The 19,944-nt window shown below is 61.6% G+C and carries 21 protein-coding genes; 10 read left to right on the forward strand and 11 right to left on the reverse strand.

Annotated features, from left to right (window positions below; genetic code table 11):
• Positions 1-137: 137 nt before the first annotated feature.
• The gene (locus tag D8U61_RS12380; protein WP_016773646.1) at positions 138-326 is read left to right on the forward strand and encodes a hypothetical protein; all 189 of its coding nucleotides are present in this window, start codon (positions 138-140) and stop codon (positions 324-326) included.
• A 68-nt stretch (positions 327-394) separates the two neighbouring features.
• Here the strand turns inward: D8U61_RS12380 and D8U61_RS12385 are convergent, their stop codons facing one another.
• The 7 genes from D8U61_RS12385 to D8U61_RS12415 form a co-directional block, all read right to left on the reverse strand.
• Positions 395-937 (reverse strand): DUF2058 domain-containing protein, encoded by a 543-nt coding sequence (locus D8U61_RS12385; protein ID WP_016773645.1) that lies wholly within the window; start codon positions 935-937, stop codon positions 395-397.
• Positions 938-963: 26 nt separating this feature from the next.
• On the reverse strand, positions 964-1,797 hold the full coding sequence (gene mazG / locus D8U61_RS12390) for a nucleoside triphosphate pyrophosphohydrolase (protein WP_130887407.1): 834 nt from the start codon (positions 1,795-1,797) through the stop codon (positions 964-966).
• A gap of 133 nt (positions 1,798-1,930) precedes the next feature.
• Positions 1,931-4,174: a GTP diphosphokinase gene (relA, locus tag D8U61_RS12395; protein WP_130927025.1), complete on the reverse strand. Its 2,244-nt coding sequence runs from the start codon at positions 4,172-4,174 to the stop codon at positions 1,931-1,933.
• A 101-nt stretch (positions 4,175-4,275) separates the two neighbouring features.
• Entirely contained in the window at positions 4,276-5,652 is a 1,377-nt protein-coding gene (rlmD, locus tag D8U61_RS12400) for a 23S rRNA (uracil(1939)-C(5))-methyltransferase RlmD (protein ID WP_130927026.1), read from the reverse strand.
• Positions 5,652-6,554 (reverse strand): cysteine synthase CysM, encoded by a 903-nt coding sequence (gene cysM / locus D8U61_RS12405; protein ID WP_039757833.1) that lies wholly within the window; start codon positions 6,552-6,554, stop codon positions 5,652-5,654. Before cysM ends, rlmD begins: the two co-directional genes overlap by 1 nt.
• Before the next feature lie 208 nt (positions 6,555-6,762).
• Positions 6,763-8,187: a sensor histidine kinase gene (locus D8U61_RS12410; RefSeq protein ID WP_130927027.1), complete on the reverse strand. Its 1,425-nt coding sequence runs from the start codon at positions 8,185-8,187 to the stop codon at positions 6,763-6,765.
• On the reverse strand, positions 8,174-8,896 hold the full coding sequence (locus D8U61_RS12415) for a response regulator transcription factor (protein WP_076563844.1): 723 nt from the start codon (positions 8,894-8,896) through the stop codon (positions 8,174-8,176). The genes D8U61_RS12410 and D8U61_RS12415 overlap by 14 nt, the downstream gene beginning before the upstream one ends.
• A 206-nt stretch (positions 8,897-9,102) precedes the next feature.
• On the opposite strand from D8U61_RS12415, the gene D8U61_RS12420 reads away from it, so the two are divergent.
• Both D8U61_RS12420 and D8U61_RS12425 read left to right on the forward strand, forming a co-directional pair.
• Positions 9,103-11,856 carry a response regulator gene (locus D8U61_RS12420; RefSeq protein WP_073472548.1) on the forward strand — a complete coding sequence of 918 codons (2,754 nt, stop codon included), beginning with the start codon at positions 9,103-9,105 and terminating at the stop codon, positions 11,854-11,856.
• A gap of 81 nt (positions 11,857-11,937) precedes the next feature.
• Positions 11,938-12,927 (forward strand): 2-hydroxyacid dehydrogenase, encoded by a 990-nt coding sequence (locus D8U61_RS12425; protein ID WP_122611646.1) that lies wholly within the window; start codon positions 11,938-11,940, stop codon positions 12,925-12,927.
• Positions 12,928-12,933: 6 nt separating this feature from the next.
• Here the strand turns inward: D8U61_RS12425 and D8U61_RS12430 are convergent, their stop codons facing one another.
• Positions 12,934-13,392 carry a hypothetical protein gene (locus tag D8U61_RS12430; protein ID WP_130887403.1) on the reverse strand — a complete coding sequence of 153 codons (459 nt, stop codon included), beginning with the start codon at positions 13,390-13,392 and terminating at the stop codon, positions 12,934-12,936.
• Between the two features lie 134 nt (positions 13,393-13,526).
• On the opposite strand from D8U61_RS12430, the gene D8U61_RS12435 reads away from it, so the two are divergent.
• Both D8U61_RS12435 and D8U61_RS12440 read left to right on the forward strand, forming a co-directional pair.
• Positions 13,527-13,961, forward strand: coding sequence for a hypothetical protein (locus D8U61_RS12435; RefSeq protein WP_016773638.1), 435 nt, complete (start codon positions 13,527-13,529; stop codon positions 13,959-13,961).
• Positions 13,961-14,365, forward strand: a complete 405-nt coding sequence (locus D8U61_RS12440) for an META domain-containing protein (protein ID WP_130887402.1) — start codon at positions 13,961-13,963, stop codon at positions 14,363-14,365. Before D8U61_RS12435 ends, D8U61_RS12440 begins: the two co-directional genes overlap by 1 nt.
• A 145-nt stretch (positions 14,366-14,510) precedes the next feature.
• On the opposite strand, the gene D8U61_RS12445 is transcribed toward D8U61_RS12440, so the two are convergent.
• Positions 14,511-14,975, reverse strand: coding sequence for a TlpA disulfide reductase family protein (locus D8U61_RS12445; protein ID WP_016773636.1), 465 nt, complete (start codon positions 14,973-14,975; stop codon positions 14,511-14,513).
• A gap of 113 nt (positions 14,976-15,088) precedes the next feature.
• On the opposite strand from D8U61_RS12445, the gene arsC reads away from it, so the two are divergent.
• From arsC to D8U61_RS12460, 3 genes are read left to right on the forward strand one after another with little or no spacing between them, the layout of a single operon-like run.
• Positions 15,089-15,442 (forward strand): arsenate reductase (glutaredoxin), encoded by a 354-nt coding sequence (gene arsC, locus D8U61_RS12450; RefSeq protein WP_016773635.1) that lies wholly within the window; start codon positions 15,089-15,091, stop codon positions 15,440-15,442.
• Positions 15,439-16,035 (forward strand): NAD(P)H:quinone oxidoreductase, encoded by a 597-nt coding sequence (gene wrbA, locus D8U61_RS12455; RefSeq protein WP_041479575.1) that lies wholly within the window; start codon positions 15,439-15,441, stop codon positions 16,033-16,035. The genes arsC and wrbA overlap by 4 nt, the downstream gene beginning before the upstream one ends.
• A complete protein-coding gene (locus D8U61_RS12460) occupies positions 16,035-16,460 on the forward strand; it encodes a DUF2069 domain-containing protein (RefSeq protein ID WP_024013974.1) in 426 nt (141 codons plus the stop codon). Before wrbA ends, D8U61_RS12460 begins: the two co-directional genes overlap by 1 nt.
• Before the next feature lie 135 nt (positions 16,461-16,595).
• Here the strand turns inward: D8U61_RS12460 and D8U61_RS12465 are convergent, their stop codons facing one another.
• Positions 16,596-17,270 (reverse strand): DNA-3-methyladenine glycosylase I, encoded by a 675-nt coding sequence (locus tag D8U61_RS12465; RefSeq protein WP_016773632.1) that lies wholly within the window; start codon positions 17,268-17,270, stop codon positions 16,596-16,598.
• A 167-nt stretch (positions 17,271-17,437) separates the two neighbouring features.
• Entirely contained in the window at positions 17,438-18,262 is an 825-nt protein-coding gene (gene ttcA, locus D8U61_RS12470) for a tRNA 2-thiocytidine(32) synthetase TtcA (RefSeq protein ID WP_024013975.1), read from the reverse strand.
• 425 nt (positions 18,263-18,687) lie between these two features.
• On the opposite strand from ttcA, the gene D8U61_RS12475 reads away from it, so the two are divergent.
• Together D8U61_RS12475 and D8U61_RS12480 are read left to right on the forward strand one after the other, a co-directional pair.
• Positions 18,688-19,290, forward strand: a complete 603-nt coding sequence (locus D8U61_RS12475; protein ID WP_016773629.1) for a Yip1 family protein — start codon at positions 18,688-18,690, stop codon at positions 19,288-19,290.
• A gap of 147 nt (positions 19,291-19,437) precedes the next feature.
• Positions 19,438-19,932 (forward strand): SprT family zinc-dependent metalloprotease, encoded by a 495-nt coding sequence (locus D8U61_RS12480; protein ID WP_024013976.1) that lies wholly within the window; start codon positions 19,438-19,440, stop codon positions 19,930-19,932.
• Positions 19,933-19,944: the final 12 nt, after the last annotated feature.

Consider the following 19,944-nt stretch of genomic DNA (forward strand, 5'->3'; position numbering starts at 1 on the left):
TACGCGGCCTCCAGCTTTGTTGCGAAATCCGCAACAACACCTTGCGCCAATTGGCGGTTTACTTAGCTGACTAACAAATCCTATAACAGAGTCCTGCACACGCCTTGGTGCAGTAACTTGAGATTTGGAGCTAGCAGATGACTGTAAAAGTAACTGAACGCGACGATTCACACATGTCCCACGAAGGCCTGGCCGCCGGCATCCGTATCTGGGATGTGCATCAACAAGACTTGCTGGTCGGCATGTTCCACAACGAAATAGATGCCCATAACTACAAGGCCGAACTGGAAGTGCAGGAACAGCAAAGAGAACTGAAGTCCGCCTGAAACAACACAGCATTTGAAAACGACAAACCCCGCCATGAGCGGGGTTCGTCGTTGTTACAGCCGTGGATTTACCACATCAGATCGTCAGGGATCTGGTACGCCGCGTACGGATCGTCCTCAGCGTTGACCTCTTCGGTCTGCACGTTGAGCTGAACGATGCGCTGCGGGTCGCGCTCCTGGATCTTCAGCGCCGCTTCACGGGGAATCACTTCATAGCCGCCGTTGTGGTGCACGATCGCCAGCGAACCGCTGCTGAGCTTGTTGCGCATCAGCGTGTTGACCGAGATGCGCTTGACCTTCTTGTCGTCGACGAAGTTGTAGTAGTCCTCGGTGGTCAGCTTGGGCAGACGGGAGACTTCGATCAACTGCTTGACCTGCGCAGCGCGGGCCTTGGCCTCGGCCTTCTCCTGCTGCTGACGGTTCAGCTCCTGGTCGCGCTTGACCTTCTCGGCCATGGCTTCCTGGGCGGCGCGCTGCTGCGAATCGTCCAGCTCGGCCTGGCCTTTGTGGGCCAGGCGTTGTTGCTTCTGCTTGTCTTTGCTGACCTGCTTGGCCTGCTTTTGGTTGACCAGGCCTGCTTTGAGCAACTGGTCGCGAAGGGAAAGGCTCATCAATGCTTACTCACTTGGGCAACGGCTCAGCCGCAGCTGGGCTCATTCTTTTCCTGGCGTTTGGCTTCGCCCCACAGGGCGTCCAACTCTTCGAGGGTGCAATCTTCCATGGGACGATGGGTGTCGCGCAATGCCTGTTCGATAAAACGGAAACGTCTTTCAAACTTGCCATTGGCGCCGCGCAGGGCGGTTTCCGGATCGACCTTCAAATGCCGGGCCAGATTGACCACGGAAAACAGCAGATCGCCGATCTCGTCGGCCACCGCCACCGGATCATTTTCCGACATGGCTTCGAGCACTTCATCGAGCTCTTCGCGGACCTTGTCGAGGACCGGCAAGGCATCCGGCCAGTCGAAACCGACCTGCCCGGCGCGCTTCTGCAACTTGGCTGAGCGCGACAGTGCCGGCAAGGTGGCCGGCACATCATCAAGCAAGGACAACTGCTCGGGCGCAGAGGCTTTCTCGGCGCGCTCTTCGGCCTTGATCTCTTCCCAGCGCTGCTTGACCTGTTCTTCGCTCAAGCACGGCACGTCGAGCGGCGCGTACAGGTCGCCCGTCGGAAACACATGCGGATGACGGCGGATCAGTTTGCGCGTGATGCTGTCGATCACCCCCGCAAATTCGAACCGCCCCTCTTCCTTGGCCAACTGGCTGTAATACACCACCTGAAACAACAGATCGCCCAACTCGCCTTGCAAATGGTCGAGATCGCCACGCTCGATGGCATCCGCCACTTCATAGGCTTCTTCGAGGGTGTGCGGGACGATGGTCGCGTAGGTTTGCTTGATGTCCCACGGGCAACCGAACTGCGGATCGCGCAGGCGGGACATCAGGTGGAGCAGGTCTTCGAGGCTGTACATCATTTTTCTGTCTCACCACAAAACCATTGTGGGAGCGAGCCTGCTCGCGAAAGCGCTGTGTCTGCAACAAAGATGTCGACTGACACGCCCTCTTCGCGAGCAGGCTCGCTCCCACAGGGAACAATCAATTGCATCACGGGGTACGGTTACGCCGGGTTTCGATGATGTTCGGCAATTGCGAAATCCGCCCCAGCAGCCGTCCCAGCGCATCCAGACCGGGGATCTCGATGGTCAGCGACATCAGCGCGGTGTTGTCTTCCTTGTTCGAGCGGGTGTTGACCGCCAGCACGTTGATGCGCTCGTTGAGCAGCACCTGCGAGACGTCACGCAGCAGCCCGGAACGGTCGTAGGCGCGGATGATGATGTCCACCGGATAGGTGAGCACCGGCACCGGGCCCCAGCTGACCTGAATGATCCGCTCCGGCTCGCGCCCGCCCAGTTGCAGCACCGAGGCGCAGTCCTGGCGGTGAATGCTCACGCCCCGGCCCTGGGTGATGTAACCGACAATTGCATCGCCCGGCAGTGGCTGGCAGCAGCCGGCCATCTGCGTCATCAGGTTGCCGACGCCCTGGATCTGGATATCGCCGCGCTTGCCCGGTTTGTAACCGGTGGCCTTGCGCGGGATCAGCTCCAACTGTTCGTTGCCGCGCTCCGGTTCGACCAGTTGCTGCGCAAGGTTGACCAGATGCGCCTGACGCAGGTCGCCGGCACCGAGGGCGGCGAACATGTCTTCGGCGGTTTTCATGTTGGCCTTTTCGGCCAGCTTGTCGAAATCCACCGCCGGCAGGCCGAGGCGATTGAGTTCGCGCTCGATCAGGGTTTTACCGGCCGCAACGTTCTGATCGCGAGCCTGCAATTTGAACCAGTGAACGATCTTCGCCCGCGCGCGCGAGGTGGTGACGTAACCGAGGTTCGGGTTCAGCCAGTCGCGGCTCGGCGTGCCGTGCTTGCTGGTGATGATCTCGACCTGCTCGCCGGTCTGCAGGCTGTAGTTCAACGGCACGATACGGCCGTTGATCTTCGCGCCCCGGCAGTTGTGGCCGATTTCGGTGTGCACCCGATAGGCGAAATCCAGCGGCGTCGCGCCTTTCGGCAAGTCGATGGCGTGCCCGTCGGGAGTGAAGATGTAAACCCGATCGGGCTCGATGTCGACGCGCAACTGCTCGGCCAGACCGCCGATGTCACCCAGCTCTTCGTGCCATTCAAGCACCTGACGCAGCCAGGAGATTTTCTCTTCGTAATGATTCGAGCCGGATTTGACGTCGGTGCCCTTGTAGCGCCAGTGCGCGCAGACGCCGAGTTCGGCTTCTTCGTGCATCGAATGGGTGCGGATCTGCACCTCGAGGACCTTGCCTTCCGGACCGATCACCGCCGTGTGCAGCGAGCGGTAGCCGTTCTCTTTCGGGTTGGCGATGTAGTCGTCGAATTCTTTCGGGATGTGCCGCCACAGGGTGTGGACGATGCCGAGCGCGGTGTAGCAGTCGCGCATTTCCGGCACCAGCACGCGCACCGCGCGAACGTCATAGATCTGGCTGAATTCCAGACCCTTGCGCTGCATTTTGCGCCAGATCGAGTAGATGTGTTTGGCCCGGCCGCTGATGTCGGCATCGACACCAGTGGCCTGCAGTTCGTCCTTGAGCTGGGTCATCACGTCGCTGATGAAGCGCTCGCGGTCCAGCCGCCGCTCGTGGAGCAACTTGGCGATCTGCTTGTATTGATCGGGTTCGAGATAGCGGAAGGACAGGTCCTCCAGCTCCCATTTGATGTGACCGATGCCGAGGCGATGGGCCAGCGGCGCATAGATGTCGAAGACTTCGCGAGCGACGCGGTTGCGCTTTTCATCGTCGGCGGCTTTCACCGCACGGATGGCGCAGGTGCGTTCGGCCAGTTTGATCAGCGCAACGCGCACATCATCGACCATGGCCACGAGCATCTTGCGCAGGTTCTCCACCTGCCCTTGGGTGCCCATGACCATCGATTGCCGTGGGCTGAGGCTGGCGCTGATGGCCGCCATGCGCTGCACCCCGTCGATCAGCTTGGCCACCACCGGACCGAAGCGCTGGCCGATGGCCGCCAGCTCTATCTGGCCTTCACGCACGCCGCGATACAAAACGGCGGCGACCAGTGAATCCTGATCGAGCTTGAGGTCGGCGAGGATCTCGGCGATCTCAAGGCCCGTGCTGAAACTGCCGGAGCCTTCGGCCCACAGGTTCTTCTTCGCATTGGACTGCTGTTCGGCCTCGCGAGCGAACTCGCAGGCTTCTTTCAAGGCCTCGCGATCCAGTGCCAGATCGACACTGACCGCGTGATCGAGCCAGGCCTCGAGATTGATACTGCCGTCGGTGTTGATCGGCTGGTGTGCTCTCACCTGTACCATGCTGCTTTACCTTCCCTACGACGCAGATTCAATGCGTCAAATCGCTGATCCTCAGTGTCCGTTCGCGCTCGCGGGGCTCAGGCGAGCGCTGCGCGGACAGATCAGACGGATTCAGACGAGCCGTCCTGGCTCGCTTCAAATAACGCCATGGCCTCGACATGTGCCGTCTGAGGAAACATATCGAGAATCCCGGCACGTTTTAACCGGTAGCCCTGCTTGATCAATTCCTGCGTGTCGCGCGCCAGCGTGGCCGGGTTGCACGACACGTATACCAACCGTTTGGCACCCAGGGTCGCGAGCTTGCGCACCACCTCGAAAGCACCGTCACGCGGTGGGTCCAAGAGTACCGCAGAAAAGCCGTTTCCGATCCACTGGGCATCGCTCAAAGGCTGGGATAAATCGGCTTGAAAAAACTTTGTGTTATGCAAATTGTTACTGACGGCGTTGGCAGCGGCCCGCTCGACCATGGTCTGCACGCCCTCCACAGCCACCACTTCGCAGACGCTTTTGGCCAGCGGTAGCGCAAAATTTCCCAACCCGCAAAACAGGTCGAGCACGCGTTCTTCAGCCGTCGGTTTCAGCCAGTCCAGCGCCTGGGCGATCATCGCTTCGTTGACCCCGGCGTTGACCTGAACGAAGTCACCCGGCCGATAAGCCAGCTCGAGATTCCACTGTTCCAAGCGATAACCGAGGCTCTGACCGGCCTCGACCGGTTGCGGTTCACCTTCGCCATGCAGCCACAACTGCGCCTCGTGGAACTGGCAGAAATCCTTGAGGATGCTCAGATCCGCTTCGGACAACGGCGCCATGTGCCGCAGCAATACCGCCAGTGATGAGCCGCTGAACAACTCGACATGGCCCAGCGCTTGCGGTTTGCTCAAACGCCGCAGCATCTCCGGCAAGCGGGTCATGATCGGTTGCAAGGGCTGTACCAGCACCGGGCATTCGCTGATCGCGACGATGTCCTGACTGCCGGCGGCGCGGAAACCTACTTCGAGTTTCTTTGCCTTCATGTCCCAGCGCACGGCGATCCGCGCGCGCCGACGGTAACCGAATTCCGGGCCGGTGAGCGGCGCTGCCCACTCTTCAGATTCGACACCAGCCACCCGCGACAATTGCTCGGCGAGCATGCGCTGTTTCAGGGCGAGTTGTTCGTCGTGGGGCAAGTGCTGAACGCTGCAACCGCCACAGCGGCCGAAGTGCGCGCACGCTGCCGGACGACGCAATTCGCTGGCAGTGAATACCCGTTCGGTGCGCGCCTCGACCACTTTGCCGTGGGCGCCGAGCACCCGTGCTTCGACCTCTTCACCGGCAAGGGCGCCGAGTACGAACCAGGTTTTGCCTTCGAAAAACGCGATACCGCGACCGTCATTGGCCAGGCGCTCGATACTCAAGCGCTGCTTTTTGCCGGTCGGGATCTGTGGCGCCTTGCTGCCGCCGGTGGGCTGGAAGCGCAGGCCTCTCGCGTGTTTGGCCATCAGTTCGGCGCGTCGAAAATGCCGGTCGACAGGTAACGGTCGCCACGGTCGCAGATGATCGCGACGATCACCGCGTTTTCAACTTCTTTGGACAAGCGCAGCATCGCTGCCACCGCACCGCCCGAGGACACGCCGCAGAAGATGCCTTCTTCGCGGGCCAGGCGCCGGGTGACGTCTTCGGCTTCGCTTTGCGCCATGTCGACGATGCGGTCGACACGGTCAGCCTGATAGATCTTCGGCAGGTATTCCTGCGGCCAGCGGCGGATGCCCGGAATGGCCGAGCCTTCCATCGGTTGCAGGCCGACGATCTGTACGCTGTCGCTCTGTTCTTTGAGGTAGCGCGACACGCCCATGATGGTGCCGGTGGTGCCCATCGAACTGACGAAATGGGTGATGCTGCCCTGGGTCTGACGCCAGATTTCCGGACCGGTGGTGGTGTAGTGCGCTTCGGGGTTGTCGCCATTGGCGAACTGGTCGAGCACCTTGCCACGGCCTTCGGCTTCCATACGCTGGGCCAGATCGCGGGCGCCTTCCATGCCCTCTTCCTGAGTCACCAGGATCAGCTCGGCGCCATAAGCGGTCATCGCCGCCTTGCGCTCGGCGCTGGAGTTGTCCGGCATGATCAGGATCATCTTGTAACCCTTGATCGCAGCGGCCATCGCCAGCGCGATACCGGTATTCCCGGAGGTCGCCTCGATCAGCGTATCGCCGGGATTGATCTGCCCGCGCAACTCGGCGCGAGTGATCATCGACAACGCCGGGCGGTCCTTGACCGAACCCGCCGGGTTGTTCCCTTCGAGCTTGAGCAAAAGGGTGTTGCTGGTGGCGCCGGGCAGGCGCTGCAAACGCACCAGCGGCGTGTTGCCGACGCAATCGGCGATGGTTGGGTACTGCAAGGTCATGGCGTATTCGCAATCCAGACGTGCGGGGGCGCCTATCATACCGGCAAACCCGCGCAGGCCATATCACGCAAAGTGCGGTGCTTATGGTTTATGGGAATAAGGCACAAAAGTCTCACCAGTGGTGAGACTTTTATTTGCGCAACACTCAGTTCTCGTGGTGCTGCTTGGAATTCGCGAGCAGGCTCGCTCCCACGGGGATGAATGTTGCTTATGCGATCTGCGGTGAATGCACAGCCATTGTGGGAGCGAGCCTGCTCGCGATAGCGTCAGTCGGCGCAACACCATCATCCGCCAACAAGCGCAAATTCAACCGCAGCCCCGCCCCGGTGTTTTCCGCCCAGAGCAACCCGCCCTGCCGTTGCACCGCGTTGCGGGCAATGCTCAATCCCAAGCCAAAGCCACCATCCCCGGGTCTTGATCCGTCCAATCGAATGAACGGCGAAAAGATCCGCTGCAGATCTTCGTCAGCCACGCCGCCGCCCTGATCCTCCAGCCATAAATGCCAATACTCGCCATCGCGCCGTGCATCGAGACGCACAATCCCGCCCTCGGGCGAGTGACGAATGGCGTTGCGCAGGATGTTTTCCAGCGCTTGCGCCAGGGTATTGAGGTTGCCCCGCACCCAACACGATGCTTCGACCGAGCATTGCAGTTGCAGGCTCGGCCAGCCGCTTTCATAGCAGGCGTTGTCGGTGAGCATTTCCCACAGCGCCTGAATCTGGATCGCTTCATCCGGCAACGGCGAGCGGTCGGTGTCGAGCCAGGCCAGTTGCAGGGTGTCTTCGACCAAACGTTGCATGCCGTCGACCTCGCGGCCGATGCGCTCGCGCAATTGCGCCAGGCCCTGTTCGCTTTCACTGGCCACGCGCAGGCGGCTCAGCGGCGTGCGCAGTTCGTGGGACAAGTCGCGCAGTAACTGCTGCTGCAAGGCGACGGTGGTTTGCAGGCGTTCGGACATGGAATCGAAGGCCCGCGCCAGCTCACCGAGTTCATCCGGGCGCTGGGTGATGCCGCTCGACAGGCGCACATTCAACTGGTCGGCGCGCCAGGCGTTGGCCTGTTCGCGCAGGTTGTTCAGCGGCACCACCAGCAGGCGATACAGGCCGACACAGAGCAACAGGGTGAACAGCCCGGGAATCACGCCGTTGGTAATGACGCGCCAGAACACCCGGTACTTGCCCGGGACAAAACGCTCGGGCAATTCAATGACGAGAATGCCGACGGCCGGATCCTGCGGGAACGGCACCCGCAGCCAAGGTCGGCCCTTCTTGTGGATCGGCCAGTCGAGGCCGCGCAAAAAGGTCAGGTGCTGCACCTCTGCCGCGTTCAACGGCTGGCTGCTCAGCGACTGCAAATCAGCGCCGATCACCCCGACCCAACTGGCCTCGCGCAATTCCATGCTCTGCAACCAGTCATCGACGCCATTGCGCCCGCCGCGCTGCCACGCCTGTTCGGCTTGCGCGGCATAACGGCTGAGGGTGCTGCGGGCGTCACTGGAGAGAAACTGATTGCGCTCCTCCATGTAGCGGCCCCACGACCAGCTCAGCCAGATCATCAGGAGACAGAACGCCACCAGCAGGCACGCCAGTTTCCAGAACAGCGAATGCCGCCCCGGCAGCTCAGACAGTTTCATCAGCGCCACTCAAGACATAGCCCTTGCCCCACACCGTGCGCACTTCACGCTCGGTGTAACCGATGGCTTTGAGTTTGCGGCGGATCTGGCTGATGTGCATGTCGAGGCTGCGGTCGTGCGCCGCAAAGCCGCGTTGCAGGACGTGCTGATAAAGGAAGGCCTTGCTCAGCACTTCCTCGTTGTTGCGGTGCAGGGTTTCCAGCAGACGGAATTCGCTGCGGGTCAGCCCGGCCGCTTGCTCGCGGAAAAACACGTCGCACTGTTCGTCATCGAAACGCAGGGCGCCGCTGACCACCGCAGCGGTAACCGCAGGCGGGCGCCGATCCAGGGCCACGCGGCGCAGGATCGCTTCGATGCGCACATGCAACTCGGCCATGCTGAACGGCTTGGGCAAATAGTCATCGGCACCGAGGCGGAAACCGCTGATGCGATCGGCCTCGGCACCCAGCGCCGACATCAGCAGCACCGGCGTCGAATGGCTCTGCCGCAATTGCGTCAACAACTGCAGACCATCGAGCCCCGGCAGCAGAATATCCATCAGCACCACGTCGAAAGGCTGACGCTGGGCGATGTTCAGACCTTCCTGGCCGTTCTGGCACCAGGTCACCTGAAAACCGCTGCGGCCCAGATGCTCGTGCACATACGCGCCGAGGACCGGATCGTCTTCAATGGAAAGGATGCGTGGCTGGCCAACGGAAACAGGAGTCATGAGTATCTGCAAGTAATTCTCAGTTGGCGGATTATTCAAGATTGTCCGACAGCGGGCAACACAAGCTTGGCCTGTCGGACGAACGAGTGCGTGGGCGGCGCTGCATTTTCCGCAAGATTGCCCGCCTGCAAATCGCTACACTGCGCCCATGTCGCGTGCCGGATGCACGCATGTGTCAACAGATCAGCGGGATGCGGGAGATAGGCGTGCTCAAGAAACTGGGAATCAAAGGTCGCGTGCTGTTGCTGACCTTGTTGCCGACCAGCCTGATGGCGCTGGTGCTGGGTGGCTATTTCACCTGGACGCAGCAGACCGACCTGCACAGCCAATTGATGCAGCGCGGCGAAATGATCGCCGAGCAACTGGCGCCGCTGGTGGCGCCGGCGATGGGTCACGGCGACGCCGATCTGCTTGAACGCATCGCCACCCAGTCCCTTGAACAACCCGACGTGCGTGCGGTGACTTTCCTCGCGGCGGACCGCTCGCCACTGGCCCACGCCGGCCCGACCATGCTCAATCAGGCCCCGAGCGGTGACAGCGCGCTGTTGCAACGACGCAGCGGCAATGACGCGACGCGCTACCTGATGCCGGTGTTCGGCAAGCACCGCAACCTCGCCGGTGAAATCATTCCCGAAGAATCCGAACGCCTGCTCGGCTGGGTCGAGCTGGAGCTGTCGCACAACGGCATGTTGCTGCGCGGTTATCGCAGCCTGTTCGCCAGCCTGCTGCTGATCGCCGCCGGACTTGCCGGCGCCGCCCTCCTCGCATTGCGCATGGGCCGCACCATCAATCGTCCGCTGAGCCAGATCAAACAAGCAGTTGCGCAGCTCAAGGACGGTCATCTGGAAACCCGCTTGCCTCCCCTCGGCAGTCAGGAACTGGATGAACTGGCCTCGGGTATCAACCGCATGGCCGGCACCCTGCAGAACGCTCGTGAAGAATTGCAGCACAGCGTCGATCAGGCCACCGAGGACGTGCGGCAGAACCTGGAAACCATCGAGATCCAGAACATCGAGCTGGACCTGGCGCGCAAAGAAGCGCTGGAAGCCAGCCGGATCAAATCCGAATTCCTCGCCAACATGAGCCACGAGATCCGCACGCCGCTCAACGGCATCCTCGGTTTCACTCACCTGTTGCAGAAAAGCGAACTGACCCCGCGCCAGCTCGACTATCTGGGCACCATCGAAAAGTCCGCCGACAGCCTGTTGGGAATCATCAACGAGATTCTCGACTTCTCGAAGATCGAGGCCGGCAAACTGGTACTCGATCACATTCCGTTCAACCTGCGTGATCTGTTGCAGGACACCCTGACCATCCTCGCCCCGGCGGCGCACGCCAAGCAGCTTGAGCTGGTCAGCCTGGTCTATCGCGATACGCCGCTGTCGCTGGTCGGCGATCCGCTGCGCCTGAAGCAGATCCTCACCAATCTGGTCAGCAACGCGATCAAGTTCACCCGCGAAGGCACCATCGTCGCCCGGGCGATGCTCGAAGACGAACACGAAGACAGCGTGCAACTGCGCATCAGTATTCAGGACACCGGCATCGGTTTGTCCAGTCAGGATGTGCGCGCGCTGTTCCAGGCTTTCAGTCAGGCCGACAATTCGCTGTCGCGCCAACCCGGCGGCACCGGGCTGGGGCTGGTGATTTCCAAGCGCCTGATCGAGCAGATGGGCGGCGAGATCGGCGTCGACAGCACGCCGGGCGAAGGTTCGGAATTCTGGATCAGCCTGAGCCTGCCCAAGACCCGCGACGACGCCGAAGACCTGCCCGCCGCGCCATTGCTCGGACGCCGTGTGGCGGTGCTGGAAAATCACGAACTGGCGCGTCAGGCCTTGCAACATCAGCTGGAAGACTGCGGACTGCAAGTTACGCCGTTCAATACTCTGGAGAGCCTGAGCAATGGCGTCACCGGCGCGCATCAGACCGATCAGGCGATCGATCTGGCAGTGATCGGCATCACCAGCAACGACATGCTCCCGGAACGCTTGAACCAGCACATCTGGGACCTCGAACATCTGGGCTGCAAAGTGCTGGTGCTGTGCCCGACCACTGAGCAGACGCTGTTTCATCTGTCGGTGCCCAATCCGCACAGCCAGCTTCAGGCCAAACCGGCGTGTACGCGCAAATTGCGCCGGGCGCTGTCCGATCTGGTCAATCCGCGCCAGACCCGCAGCGAACCGGGCGAGCCGCTGTCCAGCCGTGCGCCGCGCGTGCTGTGTGTCGACGACAACCCGGCGAATCTGTTGCTGGTGCAGACCCTGCTCGAAGACATGGGCGCCCGCGTGCTCGCGGTCGAAAGCGGTTACGCAGCAGTCAAAGCCGTGCAGAGCGAATCTTTCGATCTGGTGCTGATGGACGTGCAGATGCCGGGCATGGACGGTCGCCAGACCACCGAAACCATTCGCCAGTGGGAAAGCGAGCGGCATTGCACGCCGCTGCCGATCGTTGCGCTCACGGCCCACGCCATGGCCAATGAAAAACGCGCGCTGCTGCAAAGCGGCATGGACGACTACCTGACCAAACCGATCAGCGAGCGGCAACTGGCGCAGGTGGTGTTGAAGTGGACCGGACTGGCCCTGCGCAATCAGGCGCCGGAGCGCAGCGGCGACAGCGCAGCGAGTCAGCAGGAACTGCCAGTGCTCGATCACGAAGAAGGCTTGCGTCTGGCGGCGGGCAAAGCGGATCTGGCGGCGGACATGCTCGCTATGCTGCTGGCCTCGCTGGAAGCCGACCGCGAAGCGATACGCGCCGCGCGTGACAGCCACGACCAGAATGCCCTGCTCGAACGCGTGCACCGCTTGCACGGCGCGACCCGTTATTGCGGCGTGCCGCAACTGCGCGCCGCCTGCCAGCGCAGCGAAACCCTGCTCAAGCAGGACGATCCGAAAGCCGCCGCCGCACTGGATGAACTGGAGCGCTCGATCAATCGACTCGCGGCGCAGGCGCGCATCAGCGCCTGATCCACGGCAAGGCTCGGCGCGCGCAAAGCGCTACAGTTGTCGCGGGCCATTGCGGCCCGCGTCGATGTTCCAGGAGGATTCATGCGCACAATCTTTTTCAGCAGTCAGACCTACGATCGCGACAGCTTCCTCGGCGCCGACTGCCCGGCCGGGCTCGAACTGCACTTTCAAGCAGCGCGACTGAGCCTCGATACGGCGGCGTTGGCCGAGCAGCACGAAGTGGTCTGCGCGTTCATCAATGACGATCTCAGCGCCCCGGTGCTGGAACGCCTCGCGGCTGGCGGCACGCGGCTGATTGCCCTGCGTTCGGCGGGTTACAACCATGTCGACCTGCCAGCGGCGAAACGCCTTGGCCTGGCCGTGGTTCGTGTGCCGGCCTACTCGCCCCACGCCGTGGCCGAACATGCGGTGGCGCTGATCCTCGCCCTCAATCGTCGCTTGCATCGCGCCTACAACCGCACCCGCGAAGGCGATTTCAGCCTGCATGGCCTGACCGGTTTCGATCTGGTCGGCAAAACCGTCGGCATCGTCGGCACCGGGCAGATTGGTGCAACGTTCGCGAAAATCATGCACGGCTTCGGCTGTGAATTGCTGGCCTACGATCCGTATCCCAATCCCGAGGTGCAGGCGTTGGGCGCACGTTATCTGAGCCTGCCGGAATTGCTCGCGCAGTCGCGGATCATCAGCCTGCATTGCCCGCTCAACGAACAGAGCAAGCACCTGATCAATCGCGACTCACTGGCGCACATGCAGGCGGGGGCGATGCTGATCAACACCGGGCGTGGCGGGCTGGTGGACACGCCAGCGCTGATCGACGCGCTGAAGGACGGCCAACTCGGTTATCTGGGGCTGGATGTTTATGAGGAAGAGGCGCAGCTGTTTTTCGAGGATCGCTCCGACCTGCCGCTGCAGGACGATGTGCTGGCGCGTCTGCTGACGTTTCCCAACGTGATCATCACCGCGCATCAGGCGTTTCTGACCCGCGAGGCGCTGGGCGCGATTGCCGCGACCACCCTGCACAACATCGCGACCTGGGCGGCAGGTGCGCCGCAGAACCAGGTCGAGGGTTGAACGGTTTTACTTGGACAGCGAAGACGCCAGGATCAGCAAGCCCAGCCAGCCGAAGCCGAGCAGGCGCTGCTTGCTGGAATGGCCGTTGCGCAGCAGGAACCAGACGAAAAACGCCGGTAGCAGAAACACCATGATTTTCAGCCAGCCTTCCACCGGGCGACTGCCATCGGGATTGAGCGGTTGCTGCTCCTCGCGGGCCTGTTCTGCGGCCTGCTGACGACGGCGACGCCCTGCTGCTGCCGGCATCACTTTGGGTAAAGGCTCGGACACTGGCGGCGCAACCGCCTCGGGCACTGCGTTGTTGCGTGGCAGGCTGCCGAAGGAAATCGTCGAGGCTTGCACCGGTGCCGCCGTCGATTGCGCCTGCATGGCGGCGTGCTCGGCCATCGGCGCGCCGCAGTGAATGCACACCAGCGCTTCGGAACTGATGCTCCGCTTGCATTCATAACATTCGATCAGCGCCATGTTCCGTTCCTTCAGATTCGGGGGCCGGCAGTTTGCCATGACTGTCGGCGCATTTGAACCGGATCGAAGGTCGCACGCGTGCATCATTCTGCAATCGAGCCCGTGCTAGCATGTCGCGCATATTTGGAGGACCCATGGTCGAACACGATTTCCGCTACACCCTGATGAACCCGCAACACACCCTCACCGAATGCCGCGCCCTGGTTCCAGGCCGCTATCAAGTGACCGGCAACGGTGGCTCGATCCGTATCGGCGATGCCCTGTTGGTCACGCTCAAAGGCAGCAAGGATTTGTCCATGCGCCTGACCGTCGACACGGTGCGCCACCTGATCAATCCGCCAGGCCAATGGACCGCGATGACCACAGGCCCGGTGTTCGGCGAACTGGCCATTCACACCTGGCAGGTCAACTGCGACAGCTGCGCGAAAGAGCTGAGCTTCGAATTCGCCGTGGATGCCAAACTCGGCAAGTCCGCTGAGAAACCCGCCGCCACCGCGCGCATCGCCGAGCTGGGCTGGAAAGCCGTCGGCGACAAGCACCTGTGCCCGAAATGCCAGGAGCCTGCGTGATGAAACGCCTCGCCCTGACCGCACTGATCGGTGTCGGCCTGGCTGGTTGCGCCGCAGAGCCGGTGCAACTGCAGCACAACCGCAGCTACATTCTGGAATGGATCGGCGAGCGGCCACTGATGGATTACAGCCATCTGACCGTGACCCTTGGCGATGACGGCCGCGCCTACGGCAACGGCGGCTGCAACCATTGGTTCGCGCCGTACACGCAGGACGGCGACAAGCTGAGCTTCGGCAAGATCGGCAAGACCCGCAAGCTCTGCGCCCCGGCGTTGATGGAGCAGGAACAACGCTTCTTGCAGGCGCTGGAAAAAGTCGAGCGCTGGGACATTTCGCCCATCGAGCAGGTTCGCTTTTGGCCGGCTGAAGGCAAACCGTTGCGCTGGTGGCTGGAAGAGGGCTGAGCCCCTTCTGTTGCCCACTGGGGTGACCTGTGGCGAGGGGATTCATCCCCGTTGGGTCGCGAAGCGGCCCCCTGCGCAGTTCCAGGCGAACTGCAAACTCAGGGCTGCTACGCAGCCCAACGGGGATAAATCCCCTCGCCACAGGTTACTTGTTCCGCAACGCCTCCAGCTTCGCCATTACCCCCGCGGCCGTCTGCTCACCGAGCAACTGTTCACGCACCTTGCCCTTGTCATCAATGATGAAGGTCACCGGCAGCGCCTCACTGCGCGGCAGGTCGAACAGCTCGGCCGGATCCTGCGCCAGCACGGTGAACTTGATGCCGAGCTTTTCACTCGCCTCTTTCAATTCCGCGCCCTGCACATTGTCGAAGTTGACCCCGAACACCCCGACATTCTTGCTCTTGAGCTCATCAGCCAAATGATTCAGCTCAGGAATTTCCGTGCGGCACGGGCCGCACCATTCAGCCCAGTAATTGAGCACCACCCACTGCTTGTCCAGACGTTCGGACGCTACCTTCTGGCCGTTCTGATCGATGCCGTAGTCATTGCCGCAGCCCCCCAGCATCAACGCCCCGAGAATCGTCAATGCCGCTGCCAATCGCCGTGTCATGTCGTGTTCCTTGTGAAAATTCGAAAGCGCCTGCGACCCATCGCCTCTGACGGTTCTGGATTGCGCGCCGCACAGTTAGAATAGCCGCCACTTTACGCCAGAAGCGACCCGCCATGACCGATCTGACGCTTTATCACAATCCGCGCTGCTCGAAATCCCGCGGCGCGCTGGAACTGCTCGAAGCCCGCGGCTTGACTCCGACTGTCGTGCGCTACCTGGAAACGCCGCTCAGCGCCACGCAGATCAAGGCCCTGCTCGGCAAGCTCGGGATCAGCGCGCGGCAGCTGCTGCGCAGCGGTGAAGAGGAATACAAAACCCTGAACCTGGCCGACGCCAGCCTCAGCGAGCAGCAGCTGATCGACGCCATCGCCGCGCACCCGAAACTCATGGAGCGGCCGATTCTGGAAGTCGGCGACAAGGCCGTCATCGGTCGCCCACCGGAAAACGTGCTGGAGTTGTTGCCATGAGCACGCCGTACATTCTGGTTCTCTATTACAGCCGCAACGGTTCGACCAACGAGATGGCCCGGCAGATCGCCCGTGGCATCGAGCAGGCCGGAATGGAAGCGCGTCTGCGCACAGTGCCGGCGATTTCCACCGAGTGCGAAGCGGTGGCGGCGGAGATTCCCGCTGAGGGCGCGCTCTACGCCAGCCTCGATGATCTCAAGAACTGCGCCGGCCTCGCCTTGGGCAGTCCGACGCGTTTCGGCAACATGGCCGCGCCGCTCAAGTACTTCCTCGACGGCACCAGCAACCTCTGGCTGACCGGCGCGCTGGTCGGCAAACCGGCCGGCGTGTTCACCTCCACCGCCAGCCTGCACGGCGGTCAGGAAACCACGCTGCTGTCGATGATGTTGCCGCTGTTGCATCACGGCATGTTGATCACCGGCCTGCCCTACAGCGAATCGGCCCTGCTCGAAACCGAAGGTGGCGGCACGCCTTACGGGGCCAGCCATCACGCCGGTGCCGACGGCAAGAACGGTCTCGATCAGCACGAAGTGGCGCTGTGTCGCGCACTCGGTCTGCGCCTGGCGAAAACCGCGCAGAAACTGGTGGGCTGATGGCGAAGAAGCCGAAAGTCCTGCCCTCGATAGAGTGGCTTGAGCCACGGGTCAAGGCGATGCGCGTGCTCAGCCTGCTGAGCTTTTTCGCCCTCGCCGGCTTGCTGGCGGCTTATTACCTGGTGTTCGCCGACCTGCATGGCGCGCGGCCGTGGGTGATTCTGCTGGTCGAGCTGATCCCGTGGCTGGTCCTCGCCCCGGCGATGATCATGGGCAGCGCCCGTGGCCATTCGTGGATGTGTTTTGTGGTGAACCTGTATTTCATCAAAGGCGCACTGGCGGCGTACGACCCCAACCGGCAGCTGTTCGGCCTGCTGGAAATGGCCGCGAGCCTGGCGGTGTTCTGCTCGGCGCTGTTGTATGTGCGCTGGCGCTATCAGTTGAATCGCAAATTGGCGGGTGAAGGCGAGATCAGCGTCGCCTGACCGATCGCCATCAGTTGCTACACCGATCGTTCCCACGCTCTGCGTGGGAATGCATCCAGAGACGCTCTGCGTCTCAGGGACGCGGAGCGTCCCGGGCGGCGTTCCCACGCGGAGCATGGGAACGATCGGATGGACTCAATGGTTGACGGTATAGGCGAGCATCATCGAAATCTGGCTCATCGGCCGTCCGCCGCTCTGTTCGTGCCATTGGTTGAAGGCGTTTTGCACCGTTGCCAGATCACGCTGGCTGGTCGGCACTTTGTCGACGATCTTCTGTGCATTCAACGCTGCGACCACGTCGTAGCTCGGCACGAACGTGTCCTTGCCGACCATGCGCAAAAAGCGTGGCGCCGACAGCCCGCCGAGTTGGTGGCCGTGCTTTTTCAGGTAGGTCCACAGGCCGACGATATCGGTCACCGGCCAGTCGGCGATCAGCGCGCCGAAGCTGCCCTTGTCCTTTTCCACATCGAGAATGAACTGCGCATTGCGCGGCACGCTTTTCAGCTTGCCGAGGTGGCGGATGATCCGCGCGTCCTGCATCAGCCGCTCAAGGTGTTCGGCGCTCATCAGCACGACTTTTTCCGGATCGAACTTGAAGAACACTTCTTCGAACGCCGGCCACTTGGCGTCGACCAGGCTGTGCTTGAGCCCGGCGCGAAAAACCCGCAGGGCCATGGTCGAGAGGTAGCGGTCGTCGCGGATCTTGCGCAGTTGTGCGGGGGTCTTGGGAACGGGCAGATGGGCTTCCAGTTCAGCCGCCGAACCGAAACGGTTCAGACAGTATTCGTGCAGCCACTTGTAATCGCGCATGCCCTCTCCTGAGGTTTGGAAATGAATAACACCTGGAGAAGCACGCCCCTGTGGCGAGGGGATTCATCCCCGCTGGGCTGCGCAGCAGACCCCGAGATTTTGGGGCCGCTTCGCGCCCCAGCGGGGATGAATCCCCTCGCCACAGGGCTAGCTTCTACAGGTTGTGTTTACAGATTGACGACATTGACGAAACGCGAAGCCGCGGTTTCGTCGATCTTCAGGCTGGTGAAATCGAACAGGTTGCGGTCGGCCAGTTGCGACGGCACCACGTTCTGCAGGCTGCGGAAAATCGATTCGGTGCGGCCCGGGGTCTTGCGATCCCAGTCCTGGAGCATTTCCTTGACCACCTGGCGCTGCAGGTTTTCCTGCGAGCCGCAAAGGTTGCACGGGATGATCGGGAATTGCTTGAGGTCCGAGTAGGCCTGAATGTCCTTCTCGTTGCAGTAAGCCAGCGGACGAATCACCACGTTGCGGCCATCGTCGGCGCGCAGCTTCGGCGGCATCGCTTTCAGAGTGCCGTTGAAGAACATGTTGAGGAAGAACGTTTCGACGATGTCGTCGCGGTGATGACCGAGGGCCATTTTCGTCGCGCCGATTTCGTCAGCAAAGGTGTACAGCGTGCCGCGACGCAGGCGCGAGCACAGCGAACAGGTGGTCTTGCCTTCCGGCACCAGTTCCTTGACCACCGAGTAAGTGTCTTTCTCGACGATGTGGTACTCGATGCCCAGTTCTTTCAGGTAGGCCGGCAGCACGTGCTCGGGAAAGCCCGGCTGTTTCTGGTCCATGTTCACCGCGACGATGTCGAACTTGATCGGTGCAACCTTCTGCAGGTGCATCAGCACGTCAAGCATGGTGTAGCTGTCCTTGCCCCCGGACAGGCAGACCATGACCTTGTCGCCGTCTTCGATCATATTGAAATCGGCGACCGCTTCGCCGGCCAGGCGGCGCAGGCGCTTTTGCAGTTTGTTCTGGTTGACCGTAAGAGTGCCCATGACGCGAAATCCGTGAGGTGTGACGAAAGGCCGGCATTTTACGCAAAAACCCCAGTAGCGCGAAGCATCTGTGGCGAGGGGATTTATCCCCGCTGGGTTGCGAAGCAGCCCTGAAACCCGAGAACTCGTATCGCCTGACACTGCTCGGTGAATGGCTTGGCGACTGTTGTGCAGCCGAACGGGGATAAATCCCCTCGCCACAAAAGTGTTTCAACCCCAAAAATGCCGTCCCCGCAAGACCCCGAGGCGATTATCCATCCCGTTTACAGCGCGATTTGCTCTAAGCCCGGCATACCGGTGCGTTGGAGTCCTTTCTATACTGCGACATAAGGTCGCACACATCTGAAGACCTGTATTTGCTCGGCCATCTTGGCCCGTAGGCGCTCCGTTGGGGGGCGATGGCAATGACAAGAGGAGTGAATGGCATGATCCATCACGTAGTGGGACTGTTTACCCACCCCGATCAGGAATGGAAGGAGATCCGTGGCGACCAAGAGGAAAGCATCAGCCACATGTACCTGACGCATACGCTGATCCTGGCAGCGATCCCCGCTGTCTCGGCGTTCATCGGCACGACCCAGGTCGGTTGGGTGATCGGCAATCGCGCGCCGGTGATGCTCACGTTTGAAAGCGCTCTGTGGATGACCATCATGTCGTACCTGGCGATGCTCGGCGGGGTCGCGGTGATGGGCGCCTTCGTGCACTGGATGGCACGAACCTATGACGCCAATCCAAGCCTGGCCCGTTGCGTGGCCTTTGCCACATACACCGCGACACCGTTGTTTGTCGGCGGTCTGGCGGCGCTGTATCCGCACATGTGGCTGGGGATGATCGTCGGTACGGCGGCCATCTGCTACACGGTCTATCTGTTGTATGTCGGCTTGCCGACGTTCATGAACATCCCTTCGGATGAAGGTTTCCTGTTTTCCAGCTCGGTGCTCGCGGTTGGGCTGGTGGTGCTGGTGGCGATCATGGCGTTCACCGTGATTGTCTGGGGCCTGGGTGTCGGCCCGGTCTATACCAACTGACCTGTTTCCTCCCTGAGAAAAACAACATCTGCCAATACAGGCCGCCGCAAGGCGGCCTTCTCGTTGGGCGACGACCATTCGGCAGGTCGGCGATTCGCAAGTCGCCGGGGTTGCGGCATACTCGGCGTCTCTGGAGATCCATCAAGCATGCCCGAGCAACTCAATACCCGCGTCGAAGATTGTTACCAACTCGCTGAATCCTTTTTCAAACGCTCCTTCAAACGCCCCGTCGTCAGCCTCAAGCTGCGCGGGCAGAAAGCCGGTGTCGCGCATCTGCACGAGAACCTGCTGCGCTTCAACCCGCAGCTGTACCGGGAAAACACCGAGCACTTCCTCAAGCAGACCGTGGCACACGAAGTCGCTCACCTGATCGCTCATCAACTGTTCGGCGACCGCATCCAGCCCCATGGCGAGGAGTGGCAACTGATCATGCGCGGCGTCTACGAATTGCCGCCGGATCGCTGCCACACCTATGAAATCAAGCGGCGCAGCGTGACCCGCTATATCTACAAATGCCCGTGCCCCGACAGTGATTTCCCGTTTACCGCCCAGCGCCATGGTCTGGTGCGGCAAGGGCGGCGGTATCTGTGCCGGCGCTGCCGCAGTACGCTGGTGTTCAGTGGTGAGATGCGGGTGGAATAGTTGCTTTCTGCG

It is taken from the genome of Pseudomonas sp. Sample_14 (assembly GCF_004307515.1).
Classification (GTDB): domain Bacteria; phylum Pseudomonadota; class Gammaproteobacteria; order Pseudomonadales; family Pseudomonadaceae; genus Aquipseudomonas; species Aquipseudomonas atacamensis.

Coding starts and splice junctions, on each gene's coding strand:
- D8U61_RS12380 (WP_016773646.1), top strand. CDS start 138: ATGACTGTAAAAGTAACTGAACGCGACGATTCACACATGTCCCACGAA.
- D8U61_RS12385 (WP_016773645.1), bottom strand. CDS start 937: ATGAGCCTTTCCCTTCGCGACCAGTTGCTCAAAGCAGGCCTGGTCAAC.
- mazG (WP_130887407.1), bottom strand. CDS start 1,797: ATGTACAGCCTCGAAGACCTGCTCCACCTGATGTCCCGCCTGCGCGAT.
- relA (WP_130927025.1), bottom strand. CDS start 4,174: ATGGTACAGGTGAGAGCACACCAGCCGATCAACACCGACGGCAGTATC.
- rlmD (WP_130927026.1), bottom strand. CDS start 5,652: ATGGCCAAACACGCGAGAGGCCTGCGCTTCCAGCCCACCGGCGGCAGC.
- cysM (WP_039757833.1), bottom strand. CDS start 6,554: ATGACCTTGCAGTACCCAACCATCGCCGATTGCGTCGGCAACACGCCG.
- D8U61_RS12410 (WP_130927027.1), bottom strand. CDS start 8,187: ATGAAACTGTCTGAGCTGCCGGGGCGGCATTCGCTGTTCTGGAAACTG.
- D8U61_RS12415 (WP_076563844.1), bottom strand. CDS start 8,896: ATGACTCCTGTTTCCGTTGGCCAGCCACGCATCCTTTCCATTGAAGAC.
- D8U61_RS12425 (WP_122611646.1), top strand. CDS start 11,938: ATGCGCACAATCTTTTTCAGCAGTCAGACCTACGATCGCGACAGCTTC.
- D8U61_RS12430 (WP_130887403.1), bottom strand. CDS start 13,392: ATGGCGCTGATCGAATGTTATGAATGCAAGCGGAGCATCAGTTCCGAA.
- D8U61_RS12435 (WP_016773638.1), top strand. CDS start 13,527: ATGGTCGAACACGATTTCCGCTACACCCTGATGAACCCGCAACACACC.
- D8U61_RS12440 (WP_130887402.1), top strand. CDS start 13,961: ATGAAACGCCTCGCCCTGACCGCACTGATCGGTGTCGGCCTGGCTGGT.
- D8U61_RS12445 (WP_016773636.1), bottom strand. CDS start 14,975: ATGACACGGCGATTGGCAGCGGCATTGACGATTCTCGGGGCGTTGATG.
- arsC (WP_016773635.1), top strand. CDS start 15,089: ATGACCGATCTGACGCTTTATCACAATCCGCGCTGCTCGAAATCCCGC.
- wrbA (WP_041479575.1), top strand. CDS start 15,439: ATGAGCACGCCGTACATTCTGGTTCTCTATTACAGCCGCAACGGTTCG.
- D8U61_RS12460 (WP_024013974.1), top strand. CDS start 16,035: ATGGCGAAGAAGCCGAAAGTCCTGCCCTCGATAGAGTGGCTTGAGCCA.
- D8U61_RS12465 (WP_016773632.1), bottom strand. CDS start 17,270: ATGCGCGATTACAAGTGGCTGCACGAATACTGTCTGAACCGTTTCGGT.
- ttcA (WP_024013975.1), bottom strand. CDS start 18,262: ATGGGCACTCTTACGGTCAACCAGAACAAACTGCAAAAGCGCCTGCGC.
- D8U61_RS12475 (WP_016773629.1), top strand. CDS start 18,688: ATGATCCATCACGTAGTGGGACTGTTTACCCACCCCGATCAGGAATGG.
- D8U61_RS12480 (WP_024013976.1), top strand. CDS start 19,438: ATGCCCGAGCAACTCAATACCCGCGTCGAAGATTGTTACCAACTCGCT.